Source organism: Bacillus sp. SIMBA_074, assembly GCF_046534555.1.
In the GTDB taxonomy this organism is placed as follows: domain Bacteria; phylum Bacillota; class Bacilli; order Bacillales; family Bacillaceae_G; genus Bacillus_A; species Bacillus_A mycoides.
In genome coordinates this window covers 84,785-102,354 of record NZ_JAWRYM010000004.1, presented here as the reverse complement: position 1 = coordinate 102,354, position 17,570 = coordinate 84,785, and the positions used below count along the sequence as shown (strand labels likewise).

Genomic DNA, 17,570 nt, shown 5'->3' with positions numbered 1-17,570 from the left:
CCAGTAACAATCCCGATTTATTCAATTAGATAACTCATTACGCTTCGTTACACGATGAATGTGCAACGTTACATACACTTTTTCATCTTTTGAAAGATGACTATTATGCGCTTTTCGTAAGTATGCTTCAATTTTTTCTGTACAACAATATGCTTCATGATACTTACTTTTCACTTGCTCATATAAAAAATCATCATCTGCCGAATTTAATTCCTTCTGCATTAAACGTTGAGCAAAATATCGTAAATGCGTTACAAACCGACTATAATTAAATGAATTTTCATCTAAGTTCATCTTATAGTGGTACTTAACAACATTTAAAATATCTTGGACGATTTTCGTCATCGCCACCGTTTGCTGCATCGCCGGCTCTCCTTGCTGCGCATTAACGAAATGTAGTGCAATTGACCCTGCTTCATCTTCAGAAAGTCTAAACCCAGTCTCTTCTTCAATAATATGTAAAGCTTGTAGACCGATTTCAAACTCTTTCTGATAGAATCTCTTAACTTCCCAAAGCAAAGTATTTTTGAGATCCATTCCTTCTTTATGCCTAGTTAAGGCGAAACTTAAGTGATCTGTTAATGTAAGATAAATATAATCACTTAACTCCCCCGGCAAAACTGTCTTAGCGAATCGAATAATTCTCTCTGTAATTTCTAAATTCTGCACAGGAATTTCAGTTAACAATCTAGCAAGTTTCTCTGATAATTCTTTTGTTTCTAGCACAAAGGTCTTTTCTATCTTAGATTCATCAATAGTATCGCCTACTTTTTTCTGAAATCCTAAACCTCTGCCCATAAGTACAACTTCTGTCTCATTATCCTTCATCGTACAAACAACATTATTATTTAAGATTTTATGGATTCTCATATTGTTCCGCCTTCTTTTTCTACTAAAGTCACAAAGGGTAATAAAAAAACCTAAACTGATTCCAAAAGCCACACTACACCCGTAGCCTCTAGATCAATTTAGGTTTTGCCTGTCGAACAGTAACAATCCTTTTAATTATTAACTTACCTTTATTATACACAAGCAGTAAGCGTTTGCAACAACGAATTATTGAACATTTTTTTACAAGGAAAAACAAAGGCATAATAATCTTTCAGTTTTTTCAAATTTCATATAGACCCATTATTAGTTAAAATGTTGTAATTAAATTACCCTACATAGTTACTCATAGTCAGACTGAGAAACTAGCGTCTTATTAAGCAATGCGCATAACTCAAATAAAAAAGACACTCTTATATGGGTGTCTTTTCTTTATCAATTAAAAAGGATGCGAACCCAAGCCTTTAGCCATAATTACAACTAAGGCTTTTTCTATATAAAAAATAAAACATAGTAAAAATAGAATACTCACTTAAATTGTCTTTCACTTTACAAATTATATCCAAAAAGTTGGATAGCTTCTTTTACTACTCATATTATTAATGAATAAAGCAATAACCACAATAACCACGGAACCAACTAAAACTGGTGTTACTAAATAACTCCAACTGTTTGCCCCTAAAATAACGATAATTGGATCGGCCCCTGCCGGAGGATGCGTTGTTCTCGTTAACATCATAACGGCTATTGCCATCCCCACTGCTAAAGCAATTGTCCAATATTCATTCCCAAACAAATGATATATTGATAGACCAATGAAAGTTGAAATTAAATGTCCTCCAATAATATTACGCGGCTGAGATAGCGGTGCATTCCAAACTCCAAACGCTAATACACAACTCGCTCCAAATGGAGCCATTAGCAATTCTGTAGAGGTTATACTCGTTAAATATGTTAAGGTGAGAATTGTTAAAAATCCCCCCAGTAGTCCCGTTAAAGAATCCTTTATATTTACTTGTAATGGACTTCTCCCTTTCCCTTTCATTTTTGAAAAATATCGTACACTTATTGGCTGAGCCTCTTTCTGCTTAGCTGCTGTTATATTATCCATCGTTTCCTCCTTTATCCCGCTATTCGCGGGGATGGACACCCCACTAATTAAAGTTTCACTTTATTTACCTACAATTATAACCCGAATTAACTAACCTGTAAATATCAATTTTAGGGGTTAGTTTAAAAGTCAAAAAAAAAAGAATCAACTGTTATAAGTTGATTCCCTAAACCTCTTCAGATTTTCGATCCTGAAATTTTGCCACCTTTTTCCGGTTTCCACATATTTTCATAGAACACCATTTTCGTTTTCCACTTTTATCTATAAATAATAAAACACAATCAGGGTTTGAACATCTTTTAAGAGAAATAAGCTTATTCTCTGCTATTAACGTTAAAGTATCAAATGCAATTAACGATACGAGAACATCCTCAATTTCTCCAACTGGGATGGGTACGAGACGCTGTTCAATGACTTTATATGTAAATGGCGCCTTCTCAATTTGTTTTTCTAAATACACAATAAAATCATTAGAAATTTCGTGCTGATCAGCAATTGCTTCGAACTGTTTTCTTAGTACCTCTCTTATTTCTAATATGCTAGATGTAACTTGATTCATGCGCTCTTGGAGCACCTTTTCATTGTCAAAAGGAATATTCTCCTTTACTACATGTAGCCATTCTAATACATCTTCATCTGTTATTAATAAATCATAACGTTGTCCACGCCTAACTAACTCTGTATTCACTAAATCTAATGAGAGATTTCCAGATATAAGCGGGAATTGTTTTGTTTCCTGCATGTACTCATCACCTACTCTTTAACCAATCATATTCTAAAGCAATATGACGGTGCAACTTTTTATAAATTCACATCCAGAAAGAAAGCCCCATGGCTAAAGCACCCCATTCACATTTAAAAGGATCACGTATACCTTCTCCCCTTAAAATCACCAAAACCCATTTACAAATCTATAAAAGTAGATATAATATCCTTATGGAACCTTTATTAATTTATAAAGCATTGTCAAATGAAACAAGATGTCAAATTTTATCATGGTTGAAAAATCCAGAAAACTATTTCGATGAAAAACCTTATTTAGAGCAAGGCCTTAGCTTTCAAGTTGGAGTGTGCGTAGGAGATATCCAGCTTAAAACTGGCTTAGCCCAATCGGTTATTTCTAGTTATTTATTAACTATGAAAAAAGCAGGACTACTAGACTCTGACCGAATTGGAAAATGGACATACTATCGCCGAAATGAAAAAACAATACGAGAGTTTTCTGAATACGTTCAAAACGAATTATAAAATGAAAGCTAATAATCAATCTACATATCAATTGATTATTAGCTTTCACACATTCTGCTTTTTTACAGGTATCCAATTACTTTTTTATAAGATTGCACTACCTATAAAAGCAAGAAACATAGAAAGGAGAAAATTTTTTAATATATCATATCTAGTTATTTAGATATCTGTTATTGTATTTCAAATTACATAATCCAGATAATATTGACATCCAATCATCCTTGTAATAATGCTTCTTTGTTAATGAATTCACTTTCAAAATACTGATACGAATGGAGAGTTTTATAAATGAAAAAAGTAAATCCTTTACTTATTCTGACGCTCGCAATAGGTGTGTTCGGAATTATTACTACCGAGATGGGTATTGTCGGCGTATTACCGCAAATCACTCAAAAATTTGGAATTTCAACTACACAAGCTGGATTTTTAGTAAGTATATTTGCACTAGTTGTTGCTATTTCTGGTCCGTTTTTAATTCTGCTCGTCTCTAGTATTAATCGCAAAATAATTTTATTAACAGCAATTTTTGCATTTGTTATTTCAAATATAATCTACGCTTATACAACACAATTTGAAATCATGCTTATTTTTCGTATTTTACCGGCAGCACTTCACCCACTCTTCTTTTCAATTGCTCTTGTAACAGCTGCTAAACTTGTCCCTCCAGAAAAGAGCGGTCAAGCGGTTACAAAAGTTTTCATGGGAATTACTGTTGGCTTTGCTTTAGGTGTACCACTAACCTCTTACCTTGCAGACCAATTTTCACTCGAAATTGCTTTCTTATTCGGAGCGCTTGTTAACACTCTTGCATTCATTGGAATACTAATCCTACTTCCTTCTATGCCTGTTAAAGAAAAAATGTCTTTCGGCAAACAAATTCGTATACTCGGCAAACCAGGATTATGGTTGAATATTTTAACCGTCACATTCCTTTTTGCAGCCATGTTTTCCGTATACAGCTACTTCGCTGAGTACCTTGCCAAAGTAACTTCCATGAATGGATCTCTCATCAGTATCATGCTATTCATATTCGGCATAGTTATGATTTTAGGCAATCATTTATTTGGTAGTCTCCTACAAAAAAGTATAGTAAATACAGTAATATTATTCCCTATCCTATATTCTATTGTTTACATATTGGTTTATTATTTAGGTTCCTACCTTGTTCCAATGATTTTTATCGTATTCATTTGGGGAATCGTACATGCTGGTGGATTAATTGTTGGTCAAACATGGTTAATAAGCGAAGCAAAAGAAGCGCCTGAATTTGGTAATAGCCTATTCGTTTCATTCTCAAATCTCGGAATTACTTTAGGAACAACTATTGGAGGCTGGTTCATTTCAAACTTAGGTATTCACCAGCTTATTTGGAGCGGATTCATTTTCACACTACTCTCATTTCTGTTAATTATAATAAAACTAAAATTTTTCAATTCTAATAGCCAAGCTTCATTATCAAGCTAGTACATTTTCAGTTTCAAATTTTATAAACTAAAAAGTATAATGATCAAAGCCTTTAGCCATAATTACGACTAAAGGCTTTTTTGTATATAAAGTGAAACTTTACTCAGTGGGGGTTTTGTTCATCCCCCCACTGAGTATTAGCCTTCACCAATCGGGTGTTTACGGGCAGCAGGGCTCCCACCTAACTTCTTTGCTCCAGCTGAATTTTGAGGTGGGAGTTTTACTGCCCACAAATAGCGGGATAAAAATAAATCTAAAAGGAGCTAATTTTATGGAACATAATCAAAATGGAGTACTTGCTTTAATTGTTTTGTTTTTAGGATTAGTGTTTTTTGTTAGTGGAATGGTTTATCATTTATGGGGTTCTTATTAATTTCAACCTTTAGAAAGATGAATAATTTAAAAACTAAAACGTGTATTGTAATTATCGATATGGCATATTTCCAAAAACAACTTAACATGGTAAAATAATATTTGGACGGGAGTCCAATATTATTAAAATTAAGATGGTTCAAGTCGGAGAAAGGCACCTTAGGGTGTCTTTTCTTTTTTGTTAATTAATAGCTTGTTCTCTTCTAGGTAACTCTTTAAAATATAAATTTTAATAAAAAAGACGCTCATGCAGGATCCTTTCTATCCTCTTCATTATAATCAAGAAGACACTCTTTCATTATTTTCGTATCTCTCGGTAACCTTTTTTCAAACTTTGACCATCCGTCGAAGATCATTTTGTTTGGCAAAGGACACACAAATCCTGTAATACAATCCCAAAAAGCATCCCAGTTTTCCCCGTACAAATTAGGAAACTCAAGCTTCTCTTTAAGAAGTAAATGCAATTCTTTTGCATTATAAATATTGCTTACATCTATGGTAATAATTGATTCATGTGCATTACTCAATTATATATATATAAATCATGCTTAGTTAAATTGGGTTGATTTTATAAGGAGTCAAAAACCTCTAAATGTTTATTTTATAATTATATAAATAATCCTAACATCTCCAAAAATTGATATAATGATACAGTTATTAATAGCAATCAGGGAGATATACAGCATGAACTATACACATATGCCAAAAGAAATAGGAATGATTAAGCGGACTCCATTCGCTTCAATACCGAAGAAATTCATCGGTATTGGTAAGATTGTTAAAAAACAAACAAAAGTGGAGCGCCCTACATTAACTCAAGACAAACAAGAAATTATTGAAAACAAGTTACTATGTTCATTTCTTTCTGAAGAGAAGGTATTGATTACTTATTATAGAGATGGTCATTTACTTACTAGATATGTGACTGTAACTGACATAAATCCGATAAAGAATTTAATAACTTGCACTGATGCATCTTATAACAGAGTTTTCCTTAAATTTATAGATGTAATTGATTTGAGATAAAAAACATACAGTTTTTCAAATATATCCAGGAATAAAAATGAAAGAATCTTGTATTCTAGGTTAAATACAGATAGAGAAAAAGTGTAAGTTCTTGTGAGAATTAGCAAGATAAAGGCTGTTTGTTTAGGTTTTGGACTGTCTGTTATGGTTATCGAATTTACAAATACAAAAGAGGAACAGAACACAATAGAGAAAACTAAAGAAGCATTTAGATAATAGTTGAAAACGCCCGATTAAGGACGGCTTCAACTATTATCTAACTTTGATATATTCATACCACCATTTACCACCTGATCAAGTATCCACCCACCAAGTAATCTTATCTAACTCTGTATTAGGTAGGACATCGGTTTGGATATAACACAGTCCAGAAAGTGAATCAACATTAACGCTACCTTTTATTCCTCGTTCTGCCATAGCTTGAATAGCTTCATCTAAGGAGTTAGTATCGAATCCACCTGACTTAACATATTGATATCCACATTAGAACCGCCGTTTCCTTCACAATTCCCAACAGTTTGTCCCGTTAGAGCGTATAGTCATACCCCCCTCCTTATGGTAATTCCTTTTGTAAATCTTTTTATTTAAATGTATAATTGTATGAAAAGTTCTAAAACTTTGAATTGAGGTGAAAAGCATGAGAAGTTTTGGCTCATTAATGATCTCTACTATCTGCTCAATAATCCTTATAATTTGGAATGCCTATTCCTTCTATGATGGATTCACGATGGGACATACGTATTACTGGGTTAATGGCATCGCAGCTGTTATCTTCTTTCTATTCTTTATCGTAAACATGCGAGAGATCTGCAAGAAAAACTATAGAACCTCAGAACAATAGGAGTTGATACATATGTGGAAAAAAATTAAGAATTATAGATTGAGCTTAAAAGATTTAAAGTTCATGTTATGGCTGTTCGGTATTACATGCTTTATATACAGCTACAATTTCATTGTAGGACTTGCTTTTGTCCACAAATTCCAAGTTTATGATTTAGGTGGTGCTATAGCGACATTCGCCGCATTTATGGATACTAGAAATAGGATTAAAAATAAAAATTATAAAGCAGCTTAATATAAAAAGGATCCTTTGCGGTTTCCTTTTTTCTATGTAAAATAAAAAAGCATCGAATTCGCTACTTTAATTGTTTGTTGTTTGCTTCTATTTCTTCTTCATTAAATGATTTTTGTACATTTCTTTTTAAATACAATCCTTTATAAACAAGTTCCTTGAACTCTTTCATAGATAATGGATCATTCAATACTTCCCATAATCCTATCAATTCTGTATATTTAGGTGTCTCCGTAACATACTCGTGTGATTTAACTGTTTCGAAGTGTCTATGGAATTCCCAATGACATTCTTCGCATAAATAGTAGAACCCGGAACACCTGTCATTTACACTCAAACTATTTTCTGTTCTATGGTTTCCTAGCCCCATTGTTATTCCTCGCTTTCTACTTGTAAACTTCTATTTCAATTGAATATGCAATATTTCATATTTTATTATTGTAATATTTCTTTATTAACTATCATTTTCTAGTTCATCATTAATATCCATTGATAAATCAACGTTTGTAATTTAATCCCTTATATTAAACCCCGACAAGATACTTTTAAACACTTTATTCAAATAATTATATTGGAATTTCTTGTTCTACACATCTATACGTATTTTGTGTATTATATAGCAGAAGAGTAAGGTAAGAGTTACTCTTTGCCATTTTAGAAAAGGTTCTGTTGGAGACAACAGGACCTTTTTTGTTCGAATTTCAATAAAACAATTCTTAAATTCCATCTCATTGGAAATAACTATATAATGAAACTGATTAAATATTCGGAGTGCTATTAATGTCTGATATAATCCGTCTCTTAATTATCATGATGATTGCAACCTTTTTATTTTCTTCCATAATAATGGAGTTTAAAAAACCTCAAAAAAGCATGTTTTGGTTCTCAATTGAAGTCTTGTCTCTCCTCGGAGTTTTACTGCTAATAAAGGAATTTTTTATCAATCATATAACATAGTCCTCTGAATAAAATTCAATATTCCGTCAATACTGAAGACAACCGATTAAGTTACTTTCTCCTTGTTCCCCCTTGGAGAACCGAGCAGTTAGCTTTTGCTGACTGTTCTTTTGTTTGAAATTAAAATAGCGTTTTGTTCCAAATGATGCCCTCATTAATTCGGACACATTTACCATTATTTTTACCAAAAAATTCATGATATCGTTAATTAGTCGAGTACGTCATTACTTGACGATTACTCTTAGGAGCCCCGCAGACAATCGGGGTTTCTTTTATTTAAAGCCATTTTTTCTTTTAGGGTGATATAGTCCTTAAGATCTTGTTAAACCAGTGTAATTACGGTTGGAACTTCATTCTGTTTGACACATATCCCCAGGCTATCTGGACATGATAAAAGATGAGGTGACTGACATGAAGGATAAAATATTAGAATTAGTACCAGGATCGGTAAAAAAATTACTCCAGAAAAAAGTTAAAGATGGAAACCGATGCATCATTGATTTGGTTGTGGATGATGCAACTGCTTATGGATTTGAACCGGAGCAAGTAATCCCCTGTATCATGGCGGGTTATTATGTTTATGAATCTACCACCTATCCCAGTGAAATGGAAGAAGAATTGAAGCTAAACTTGGTTTTTCATGCGGCCAATCGCTCGGCAATGAAGCTTCTGTCTTATGGGAAGTATAAAGCGAAACAATCTGAAAGTGGATGGATGAGATATACAAATCCATAAGGTTTACTTAACATACCCTAACTAGCTTGGTGAGCATGAGGCAACGTCACATGCCCATCGACTTGAGATTTTGAAATACCCCAAAGTATTTTGGTGAAAAAAAGCAACATTTAAGTTCCTTATGACATTTTTCTAATATAAGTTGTAACATTGCCTAAACAACAACTACCTTGTGGATTGTTTACTTCACAACCACATCGATTTTCTCTTATGTTTTCGCGAATATGCTCTACTGGATTAGGAGTAAGTCCATTTTCTACATATTGTTTGATTTTTTCTTTTGTCCAATCAAAACAATAGCAAATTGGTGTAGTTGCTGAGTCATCTTTTTGATTTACAGCTACCTTTATGTCAGATACAAAGTATTTTTTATTATTCGTATCAAAATAGACTGCATCACAATCTTCGTTTGAACAAAAATAGTGATTTTCTTTAGCATTTAATGTTTCTAATGCCGATGGTTTAAGCAATGATTTTAGTGTAATCAACTTTACATTCTTAGCTTTATTTTTACATGATGGACAATGACCATTATTTTCAATTTTTATTCCTTTAAGGTTACTACAACAATCTTCCATTATTCTCCCACCTTTACAATTTATTATTTTTTATAAATATTCTTCTACTTTCTTTTCTGAATCTATTAAAGTTTCGATAATAAGATATTGCATCTGTCTCACCTCATATAAAGTATAAACCCTGTGCCATAGTACAGGGTCAAGGAAAGTATTATTTACTATATTATCGATTTACTTTCTTAAAATAAACTGTCATTATTCAATAAGTCTTTTTCAACAATATACTCCGATTGCGAAATTCTAAAACTACATTTAGGGCGATTAACCTTTATCACCTCGTAACTCTTTACTACAACATTTTACAAAAAACGCTGTTATTAAAATAATATTTCCTATACTCAAAACAAGTAATTGATCGAGTGCAATCACATCACGAAAAATCCAACGAGAAACAAAACCGAAGCTAGACATGCACACACATATAAAACCAAAATAATTTAACCATCTATGTACATTTTTCATTCATCCCCCTCCTTAAACTTGCATTTTATCATTCCCTCCTGTTTTTAGGTGTGAGTGCTGGCTAGTCGTGTGGTGATACCCCTATATAGGGCTTTTTCTTTTTTCTCAATGACCAATATTATTAAAATTAAGATGGTTCAAGTCGGAGAAAGGCACCTTAGGGTGTCTTTTCTTTATTTTCAAAAGGACCTGCTCAATTATTGCGTAAAAAACATAAAGTAAATTGAATCCGTTAAAATACATGAGTGACCCCTTGTTTTCCCCTCTTATTAAAGGAGGAACTATTATGGGATTTGGTGGTAGTTGTAGTAGTTGTGGCGGCGGCTTTGCTTTATTAGTTGTATTGTTTATTTTATTGATCATTGTTGGAGCTTCTTGCTTCTGCTAAAAAACTATTGGAAAAGACACTCTTATATGGGTGTCTTTTCTTTGTAATAAAAAGCTCTTCATCACTTTCGGTCTTTAGTGTGACATACAAATAATCCAGTTCCCCAAGCGCCCATATTCCACAGCCCCTTCTTTGTGCTTTTCTTTTCATTTATATTTCAATTTCAAATATAGTAGAAACTCATTACAAGGCTAGTTATATATACAATTATTATAGATAATATATACCTTTCACCACATGTATCATTCTGAATAATTAAAAACAACTATTGAGAATTCCATATAGACCCATTACTGGTTAAAATGTTATAATTAAACCATCCTACATAGTTACTCATGTTCAGGATGAGAAACTAACGTCTTATTAAGTAATGCGCATAACTTAAATAAACAAGACACTGCAAAGTGTCTTGTTTATTTGCATCAAGTTTCCTTTTTATCCCAAAACCAATATAATCAAATGCTACATTTAATACATATAAAGAAAAATATAGATTTATTAAATCATTATGGCACCCATGAAAGTACTTTTATTTTGGAGGAACAAACTATGAACAATAAGTTATTAACATCATTATTATGTAGCACATTCTTATTTGGATTATCAGCTTGCAGTTCACATGATACATCTAGCAGTAACACGAAAAACGAACAGGAGACTTCTAAAGAAACAAAAAATGATGAACTTAGCAACAAGGATCCTCAAAAAGAACTTCCCACCCATGGAGATTCTTCTGATGTATACATATCAATACGCTCTGCCGATTCATTAGATGTTATAGGTAATGGAGAAGTTAAAGCACAAGGTGTATTTAAAGTATTAGACGTCGCAGTTTATAATCGTCAAGAGGAACCCATTACACTAAATAGCAATAACTTAAAATTAATTGACGGAGCCGGAAGAGAATATCACATTTCTAATGAATCTCAATTAGTACTTAAAGCTGCAAATACTGCTACATTTAAATTTGGTGTTCTTAATCCTAATGAAAATTCGGAAGGGAACATTGTATTCGATGTTCCGAAAAATACGCAAGGATTAACTTTGAAAATTAATGGAGATATGCTGGATGAAGGGATCGAGTTAAAGGTGGAATAGTCAAAGAAAATACAAACCACCTATCACAACTTATACTAACATAACAAAAAGTACAGCCTCTGTATTAACTACAGTAGACTGTACTTTTTCATTTGTGATTTTGTATAACTCACTATAACAGGATTCCTTAGTTCTTTTGAGAAGATGCTCTCCAATCACGAAAAGATGTTGGAAACCCAGAATGTCCACGTTGCTTTGTAACAACTGGTTTCTCTTGAAGAGTAGTTGATTTCTCTTCAGGAATAGTTGGTTTTTCTTCAAGAATACTCAAAGCTGTTTGCATTTTCTCCAGCTGTTCTTTTAAAGCTTGCTGCTCAATCTTTAAATCCGTAAGTAAACGTAATATCATCTCAGAATTAGCCATAACGATCTCCTTTCCCCCAATGCACAGAATAAAATACCATATGTAATAAGCGGAATACTCGTGACAAAAATACGCTCGTCAACTCTTTTAAAATACCGAGTACTTTTATTTTTTCAAAAGGACCTGCTCAAGTTTATCCGTAAAAACATAAAGTGATATAAATCCATTAATATATGGACTTTATGGAAGGAGGAGTTAATATGGGCTATGGTGGTAGTTGTGGTGGAGGCTGTGGTTTTGGCGGTGGATTCGCCTTACTTGTTGTGCTCTTTATCTTATTAATCATCGTTGGAGCTAGCTGTTGGGGCGGCGGATTCGGCTGCTAATAAGAGGCACTCTTGAGAGTGTCTTTTTTTATTTCTCAATATAGGGCTAACATATATGTGTTACTATCAAAAGGTGAGATTCCCTAAGCGTAATATAGTAGTTTACCAACTATGAAAGCCACTGTCACAAGAAAACAGTAGGCTTTTATTTTGTTATTTAACAAGATTAAAACATGAATTGCCATTTCCCCTCAGTACCATTTTCAAATTGACATAGCACTTCATGCACCATATACTGTTAACAACAGTATACTGTCATTAACAGTATATATTCTAGGAGGTATATTCATGAAGCATACAGGAAGACATACAGGTGCATTTCTTTTGTTATTTTTAGCAGAAGGCGATAACTATGGCGGGCAGCTACTTCAGAAATGTGTGGAAGAACTTCCGGTCAATCCAATTGATAGTGCCATCCTTTACCGCACGCTGAAGAAATTAGAAAATGAAGGTGCTATTGAATCTTATGTAAGTACATCAGTTCCAGATAAGCCGAGAAAGATGTACAAAATTACTACAGCCGGAAAAGAACAATTAGCGGATTTTCAAATGGATATTGAGGAAAAAATGAAAAACTTATCATTTTTCTTAGACAAATATAAAGACTTAAAGGAATCTAATCATGATTAATGGCGCTATCCTTTACACTTTGGCCATTATTCTTACAGGGATTTCTTTTATGAAGGATCGGAATAAAACGAAAGCTGCCCTATTAAAATCATGGAAAATATTTCAAAATCTTTTCCCTGCCATGCTCTCCATTATGCTTTTCGTTGGACTATCACTTTCTATCTTAACGCCGTCCTTCATCTCTTCCATCATTGGAGAACAGTCTGGATTTTTAGGTATTATTTATTCAGCACTACTCGGATCTGTGGCACTTATCCCAAGCTTTGTCGTCTTTCCTCTTGGTAATACGTTAGTACAGCACGGCGCAGGCCTTCCTCAAGTTGCGGCACTTATGTCTACACTAATGTCAGTAGGAATTACAACCTTGCCGATGGAACAAAAGATATTCGGACGAAAATTTGCTTACGCTCGTAATGCATCTGCATTACTCATGTCACTCCTATTCTCATATATCATTTGGGTGGTGATGGTATGAAGGAACTAAAAAGATATCGCTTCTTTTTCATTTTGCTGATTGGACTTATCATTCTAACTTTTATAAACCAATCTTTAGGATGGAGCGCATTACAATTAACGGGGAATAGCATTTTAGATATGTTGTTTCTACTCCCCCCTGTCCTAATATTTGTAGGGTTACTTGATCAGTGGGTGAAGAAAGAAACACTAATGAAATACATGGGCGAAAAGTCCGGCATATATGGAATATTATTCTCTCTATTATTAGGCGGAATTGCAGCTGGTCCCCTCTATGTTGCCTTTCCGATTGCAGCACTACTATTAAAAAAAGGCGCCAGCATTAGGTACATCGTATTTTTCTTAGGTGTTTGGACAACTGCGAAATTACCGATTATGGTCTATGAATTTTCTTCATTTGGAGCTACCTTTACGCTCATTCACATTTGCTTCGGTCTGTTGTTCTTCTACTTAATGGGCATCGTTTTTGAGAAGTTTTATGATCAACGGCAGTTGCTGCAGTATGACATTACGAAAGAAATGTAAAAAGACATCTTTAATCGTAAAGATGTCTTTTTAATATGAATCTTAATTCTCGTTCTGTAAAACCCTCGCTGCCTTTACTTCCTTTTTCTCTTCTTTTAAGAACAACGATACGATAAAAGCAATAACGATAAAGATTAAACCTAGTGTAAATGCACCTTGGAATCCCGATGTTAAACCGTTTAACTTCTCTACTGGATCCATTGGATTTGCTGAGCTTTCCATATACTTAGTTGTTCCTGAAGACATTTTCGAAATAAAGATAGCTGTACCAATTGCGCCAGCTACTTGCTGTAACGTATTAAACAGTGCTGTTCCGTGCGGATATAAATCTGGTGTTAATTGATTTAATCCATATGTTTGTGCTGTCATGACAAACATGAGCCCGACCATTAATACGCTATGCATGACAATAATTTGTACCATTGATGTATCAGGAGTAATGCCTTTAAATAAGAACATTGCAATACCCACTAACACAATACCGGGAACGATAACAACTTTCGGGCTAAATTTATCAAATAGTTTACCTGCGATTGGTCCCATTATGGCGCTAATAATACTTCCTGGAAGCATTATTAGTCCTGATTTAAATGCTGTAACGAGTAAAACTGTTTGCAGGAACATCGGTAATAAAGTCATCGTTGAAAATAACGACATCATAACAATGACGATTAATCCAACTGATATTGTAAACATCGGAACTTTAAATGCACGTAATTCTAAAATTGGATTCTCGATTTTTAATTGTCGCACTACAAAAATACATAGTGATATAAGCCCAACAATTAAGGCGCCATACACTTTCGCATCAGACCATCCTAAATCACCCGATGCACTAAAGCTATACACAAGCCCGCCAAATCCTAATGTCGATAAAAGGATAGATGGATAATCTACTTTTGGCCTTGTTAACTCTGAAACATTTTGAATGTATTTCATCCCAATCATAATTGAAATGATCACGATAGGAATAACAATATAGAATAACCAGCGCCAATTTAATGAATCCACAATTACTCCAGATAATGTAGGACCAATTGCTGGAGCTGCCATCATCACAAGTGCGATTAATCCCATTGTGGCACCACGTTTTTCAGGTGGACAAATAAGTAAAATCGTATTCATTAATAACGGTGAAATTAACCCCGTCGCTACAGCTTGGACGATACGGCCGATTAATAAAACGGAAAATGTCGGTGCGAATCCCGCAATTAATGTACCGACTAAAAATGTTACCATAGCGATCAAAAACATTTGTCTCGTTGTGATCCATTGCTGAAGTAACGCTGTAATCGGGACTAAAACACCAACTACTAACATGTATGCTGTAGAAAGCCATTGGATTGTTGAAGCTGTTACGTCAAATTCTTTCATTAATACAGTTAACGCATTACCAAGTAACGTTTCGTTTAATAATGCAACCATTGTCCCTAAAAGTAATGCGATTAAAATCGGGGTATGTTTCATATTAGAAGTATCAACTTTGCCACTTGTAGGGCTCTTTGTTGTCATATTCATTTACAGATTCTCCTCCTGTTTCTTACTAAAAAAATTTAAATACACCGGAACACATGTAATATAATATACATATGTAGATTAAAAAGGGAGAATCAATTTTCAGCCATTGTATATTTAATCTACAAAAAAGGAGAATTGTAGATGAATGATAATGAAAAACAACTTGATTTACGTATTAGACGTACACATAAATTACTATGGGATTCCTTATTTGAATTAATGACGCAATCAAAACAGAAATATAGTACTATCACGATTAACCAAATATGTGACCGTGCGATGGTACACCGAACAACCTTTTATAAACACTTCGAAGATAAAGATGCTTTATTAGCATTTGGATTTAAACGATACAGCAAGATGATTGCGGGAATACCGGTTTCAGATCGATTAAGTAAACCATTTCAAGTAATGGAACAATTTCTACATCATGAAGAAATCGGTAAAATATTAGAAACGCAAATGTCTGATGAACAATTTATTAACCGGACACAGTATTTAAGTCATGAAACGAGAAAACAAGAAATAGAAGCGTTAAATCAACTGTGTAAAAATCATACGATGTCCAATGATTTAATCATTGAATTTTATTCAGGGGCAATCACCTCATTAAGCACATGGTGGTTTAAAAATGAAAGAAGCGTTTCTGCTGCTGAAATGGATAGGTATCTCCATCAACTTATTAACCGGGATATTTTTCAGTTTGAAAAGAAATAATTCCCCATCAAAAAAACGCCTATATGAAATAGGCGTTTTTTACATACTATTACTTACCGATTTTCTTCAAATCCGAACTTTCTATAATTGAACGAGAATATCCATCTTTCCCAACTCGCACCATAGCTCTTCCCAACTGCTCAGAAGTTATCACACTGCCGAATCGCTTCAACAGAGGATTAAAGGGCTTCATCACATCATACATTAATTGGTACAATTTCGTTTTGGATTTCACACCATTTGCCGGAATGATTAATCCTGGTCTAAACATATACGCAGATTTGAAAGGTAAACGTAATAACTCACTTTCCGTTCTCCCCTTCACTCTCGCCCACATCGTACGTCCTGATTCTGTACTATCTGTTCCGCTACCGGATACGTAAATGAATGTCATGTCTGGATTTAACTTAGCTAATGTTTTTGCGGTAGATAACGTTAAGTCGTACGTAACTATAGAATAAAACGTCGATAAAATTTTGTTCCAAATATTCAGAATTGATATTAAAATAAGCGATAGGGATAGGGGTATGGAATCATAAATTATACATAACGAGGGAATAGAAATGAAAATTCAATTAAAAGCTGATTTAATGCTACTACTAGTTACATTTTTTTGGGGTGCATCCATCCTACTTACAAAGCTTGGACTTGATGGCATAGAAGAATATAATTTAATCGCATTACGATTTATTATTGCCCTTCTTTTATCAGGTTTAATATTTTACAAACACTTATTCAAAGTCGATTTTAAAACTGTAAAATATGCCTTTATACTAGCTTCCGTTTTATTTATCGTTTACATTTTTGCGACATTCGGTACAAAGTATACTAGTGTCTCTAATGCTGGTTTCTTACTATGTCTCACAGTCATTTTCATTCCAATATTATCAGCTATATTTTTAAAACACATTCCTGAAAAGAAAGTTATATTAGGAATTGTATTAACGATAATAGGAATTGGCTTATTAACATTAACTAGTGAATTCAAGATCGGTAATGGCGATATATTTTGCATATTATCTGCTTTATTTTATGCCATTCATGTCATCATTACTGGAAACGTAACAAAACATGTGAACTCGATTGCGCTCGGGGTCATACAACTCGGTTTCGTCGGCCTATTTAGTCTTATTTTTTCATTAGTGATGGAAACCCCAAAACTTCCTAGCACGATCAACTCATGGCTAATCATATTAGCCTTAAGCATATTTTGTACCGCAGTCGCTTTCATCGTGCAAGTTATCGCCCAGCAATACACTACGCCCACACATACAGGTCTTATCTTTTCATTAGAACCTGTCTTTTCAGCAGGCTTTGCCTTTGTTTTCACAGGCGAAACGCTCACAGGGAAAGGCTACTTAGGGGCGACGCTTATATTGTTAAGTGTGTTGATTGCTGAGGTAGATTTTAAGGGATTGTTGCGGGTTAATTATAAGAAGAATATAGAGTAAACATTTCACTATGATCAATAAACATACCCCAGAAAAAATATGAGTTTATATTATTTTCATTCTCTTCACTTAGATTTTCTTTTAAATGAGATTTTTTTAGATGCTATCTTCGAATAAGGTAGCATCTAAAAAATGTTAAAAGAAATTTGCCCCTAGTATCTTCTTATATTTTATGTAGCCTTCATATTTGACCTTTTCTACGTTCTTTGAAGTGAAGATGTTCAAA

24 protein-coding genes and 1 pseudogene are annotated in these 17,570 nt (G+C 33.7%); 14 read left to right on the top strand and 11 right to left on the bottom strand.

The window, feature by feature from the left end:
• Positions 1 to 21 precede the first annotated feature (21 nt).
• The 3 genes from licT to SB773_RS07160 form a co-directional block, all read right to left on the bottom strand.
• A complete protein-coding gene (licT, locus tag SB773_RS07170; RefSeq protein WP_088031145.1) occupies positions 22 to 870 on the bottom strand; it encodes a BglG family transcription antiterminator LicT in 849 nt (282 codons plus the stop codon).
• A 514-nt stretch (positions 871 to 1,384) separates the two neighbouring features.
• On the bottom strand, positions 1,385 to 1,939 hold the full coding sequence (locus tag SB773_RS07165) for an HPP family protein (protein ID WP_033709658.1): 555 nt from the start codon (positions 1,937 to 1,939) through the stop codon (positions 1,385 to 1,387).
• A 166-nt stretch (positions 1,940 to 2,105) separates the two neighbouring features.
• On the bottom strand, positions 2,106 to 2,681 hold the full coding sequence (locus SB773_RS07160) for a CGNR zinc finger domain-containing protein (RefSeq protein ID WP_002140624.1): 576 nt from the start codon (positions 2,679 to 2,681) through the stop codon (positions 2,106 to 2,108).
• Positions 2,682 to 2,875: 194 nt separating this feature from the next.
• Here SB773_RS07160 and SB773_RS07155 point away from each other — a divergent pair, with 194 nt between their 5' ends.
• Both SB773_RS07155 and SB773_RS07150 read left to right on the top strand, forming a co-directional pair.
• Positions 2,876 to 3,187 (top strand): ArsR/SmtB family transcription factor, encoded by a 312-nt coding sequence (locus SB773_RS07155; RefSeq protein WP_061676001.1) that lies wholly within the window; start codon positions 2,876 to 2,878, stop codon positions 3,185 to 3,187.
• Between the two features lie 288 nt (positions 3,188 to 3,475).
• Positions 3,476 to 4,651, top strand: a complete 1,176-nt coding sequence (locus tag SB773_RS07150) for an MFS transporter (RefSeq protein ID WP_002140622.1) — start codon at positions 3,476 to 3,478, stop codon at positions 4,649 to 4,651.
• A 617-nt stretch (positions 4,652 to 5,268) separates the two neighbouring features.
• Here SB773_RS07150 and SB773_RS07145 read toward each other — a convergent pair.
• A complete protein-coding gene (locus SB773_RS07145; RefSeq protein WP_061690015.1) occupies positions 5,269 to 5,550 on the bottom strand; it encodes a barstar family protein in 282 nt (93 codons plus the stop codon).
• 157 nt (positions 5,551 to 5,707) lie between these two features.
• Here SB773_RS07145 and SB773_RS07140 point away from each other — a divergent pair, with 157 nt between their 5' ends.
• Positions 5,708 to 6,049, top strand: a complete 342-nt coding sequence (locus SB773_RS07140; RefSeq protein WP_002035052.1) for a YolD-like family protein — start codon at positions 5,708 to 5,710, stop codon at positions 6,047 to 6,049.
• A 294-nt stretch (positions 6,050 to 6,343) separates the two neighbouring features.
• On the opposite strand, the pseudogene SB773_RS07135 reads toward SB773_RS07140, so the two are convergent.
• Positions 6,344 to 6,588, bottom strand: a pseudogene (locus SB773_RS07135) (N-acetylmuramoyl-L-alanine amidase C-terminal domain-containing protein); the annotation flags it as partial.
• 98 nt (positions 6,589 to 6,686) lie between these two features.
• Here SB773_RS07135 and SB773_RS07130 point away from each other — a divergent pair.
• Both SB773_RS07130 and SB773_RS07125 read left to right on the top strand, forming a co-directional pair.
• A complete protein-coding gene (locus SB773_RS07130; RefSeq protein WP_078176431.1) occupies positions 6,687 to 6,890 on the top strand; it encodes a hypothetical protein in 204 nt (67 codons plus the stop codon).
• Between the two features lie 12 nt (positions 6,891 to 6,902).
• Complete coding sequence (locus tag SB773_RS07125; protein ID WP_002125677.1) at positions 6,903 to 7,124, top strand: hypothetical protein; 222 nt, start codon at positions 6,903 to 6,905, stop codon at positions 7,122 to 7,124.
• Positions 7,125 to 7,185: 61 nt separating this feature from the next.
• On the opposite strand, the gene SB773_RS07120 is transcribed toward SB773_RS07125, so the two are convergent.
• Positions 7,186 to 7,491 carry a hypothetical protein gene (locus tag SB773_RS07120; RefSeq protein WP_012260458.1) on the bottom strand — a complete coding sequence of 102 codons (306 nt, stop codon included), beginning with the start codon at positions 7,489 to 7,491 and terminating at the stop codon, positions 7,186 to 7,188.
• 998 nt (positions 7,492 to 8,489) lie between these two features.
• Here SB773_RS07120 and SB773_RS07115 point away from each other — a divergent pair.
• Positions 8,490 to 8,813, top strand: coding sequence for a hypothetical protein (locus tag SB773_RS07115; protein ID WP_002064068.1), 324 nt, complete (start codon positions 8,490 to 8,492; stop codon positions 8,811 to 8,813).
• Positions 8,814 to 8,932: 119 nt separating this feature from the next.
• On the opposite strand, the gene SB773_RS07110 is transcribed toward SB773_RS07115, so the two are convergent.
• On the bottom strand, positions 8,933 to 9,391 hold the full coding sequence (locus SB773_RS07110) for a putative iron-sulfur cluster-binding metallochaperone (RefSeq protein ID WP_410589204.1): 459 nt from the start codon (positions 9,389 to 9,391) through the stop codon (positions 8,933 to 8,935).
• Positions 9,392 to 9,652: 261 nt separating this feature from the next.
• Positions 9,653 to 9,853 carry a hypothetical protein gene (locus SB773_RS07105; RefSeq protein ID WP_410589202.1) on the bottom strand — a complete coding sequence of 67 codons (201 nt, stop codon included), beginning with the start codon at positions 9,851 to 9,853 and terminating at the stop codon, positions 9,653 to 9,655.
• A 286-nt stretch (positions 9,854 to 10,139) separates the two neighbouring features.
• Here SB773_RS07105 and SB773_RS07100 point away from each other — a divergent pair, with 286 nt between their 5' ends.
• Both SB773_RS07100 and SB773_RS07095 read left to right on the top strand, forming a co-directional pair.
• A complete protein-coding gene (locus tag SB773_RS07100; protein ID WP_000505688.1) occupies positions 10,140 to 10,241 on the top strand; it encodes a YjcZ family sporulation protein in 102 nt (33 codons plus the stop codon).
• Positions 10,242 to 10,790: 549 nt separating this feature from the next.
• On the top strand, positions 10,791 to 11,339 hold the full coding sequence (locus SB773_RS07095) for a DUF4352 domain-containing protein (RefSeq protein WP_410589199.1): 549 nt from the start codon (positions 10,791 to 10,793) through the stop codon (positions 11,337 to 11,339).
• A gap of 127 nt (positions 11,340 to 11,466) precedes the next feature.
• On the opposite strand, the gene SB773_RS07090 is transcribed toward SB773_RS07095, so the two are convergent.
• Entirely contained in the window at positions 11,467 to 11,703 is a 237-nt protein-coding gene (locus SB773_RS07090; RefSeq protein WP_002140614.1) for a hypothetical protein, read from the bottom strand.
• Positions 11,704 to 11,903: 200 nt separating this feature from the next.
• Here SB773_RS07090 and SB773_RS07085 point away from each other — a divergent pair, with 200 nt between their 5' ends.
• The 4 genes from SB773_RS07085 (at position 11,904) to SB773_RS07070 (ending at position 13,658) form a co-directional block, all read left to right on the top strand.
• Positions 11,904 to 12,029, top strand: coding sequence for a YjcZ family sporulation protein (locus SB773_RS07085; protein ID WP_000540377.1), 126 nt, complete (start codon positions 11,904 to 11,906; stop codon positions 12,027 to 12,029).
• A 288-nt stretch (positions 12,030 to 12,317) separates the two neighbouring features.
• A complete protein-coding gene (locus SB773_RS07080; protein WP_201032578.1) occupies positions 12,318 to 12,659 on the top strand; it encodes a PadR family transcriptional regulator in 342 nt (113 codons plus the stop codon).
• Entirely contained in the window at positions 12,652 to 13,134 is a 483-nt protein-coding gene (locus tag SB773_RS07075; RefSeq protein WP_410589196.1) for a hypothetical protein, read from the top strand. The genes SB773_RS07080 and SB773_RS07075 overlap by 8 nt, the downstream gene beginning before the upstream one ends.
• Positions 13,131 to 13,658 carry a permease gene (locus SB773_RS07070; protein WP_410589194.1) on the top strand — a complete coding sequence of 176 codons (528 nt, stop codon included), beginning with the start codon at positions 13,131 to 13,133 and terminating at the stop codon, positions 13,656 to 13,658. Before SB773_RS07075 ends, SB773_RS07070 begins: the two co-directional genes overlap by 4 nt.
• 42 nt (positions 13,659 to 13,700) lie before the next feature.
• Here the strand turns inward: SB773_RS07070 and SB773_RS07065 are convergent, their stop codons facing one another.
• Positions 13,701 to 15,176 (bottom strand): MDR family MFS transporter, encoded by a 1,476-nt coding sequence (locus SB773_RS07065; RefSeq protein ID WP_410589192.1) that lies wholly within the window; start codon positions 15,174 to 15,176, stop codon positions 13,701 to 13,703.
• 141 nt (positions 15,177 to 15,317) lie between these two features.
• Between SB773_RS07065 and SB773_RS07060 the strand changes: the two genes are divergently transcribed.
• A complete protein-coding gene (locus tag SB773_RS07060) occupies positions 15,318 to 15,893 on the top strand; it encodes a TetR/AcrR family transcriptional regulator (RefSeq protein WP_256491779.1) in 576 nt (191 codons plus the stop codon).
• Between the two features lie 49 nt (positions 15,894 to 15,942).
• Here SB773_RS07060 and SB773_RS07055 read toward each other — a convergent pair whose 3' ends face one another.
• Positions 15,943 to 16,287, bottom strand: coding sequence for a Rossmann-fold NAD(P)-binding domain-containing protein (locus SB773_RS07055; protein WP_410589189.1), 345 nt, complete (start codon positions 16,285 to 16,287; stop codon positions 15,943 to 15,945).
• Positions 16,288 to 16,456: 169 nt separating this feature from the next.
• Here SB773_RS07055 and SB773_RS07050 point away from each other — a divergent pair, with 169 nt between their 5' ends.
• Positions 16,457 to 17,344 carry a DMT family transporter gene (locus tag SB773_RS07050; protein ID WP_410589187.1) on the top strand — a complete coding sequence of 296 codons (888 nt, stop codon included), beginning with the start codon at positions 16,457 to 16,459 and terminating at the stop codon, positions 17,342 to 17,344.
• Positions 17,345 to 17,570 lie beyond the last annotated feature (226 nt).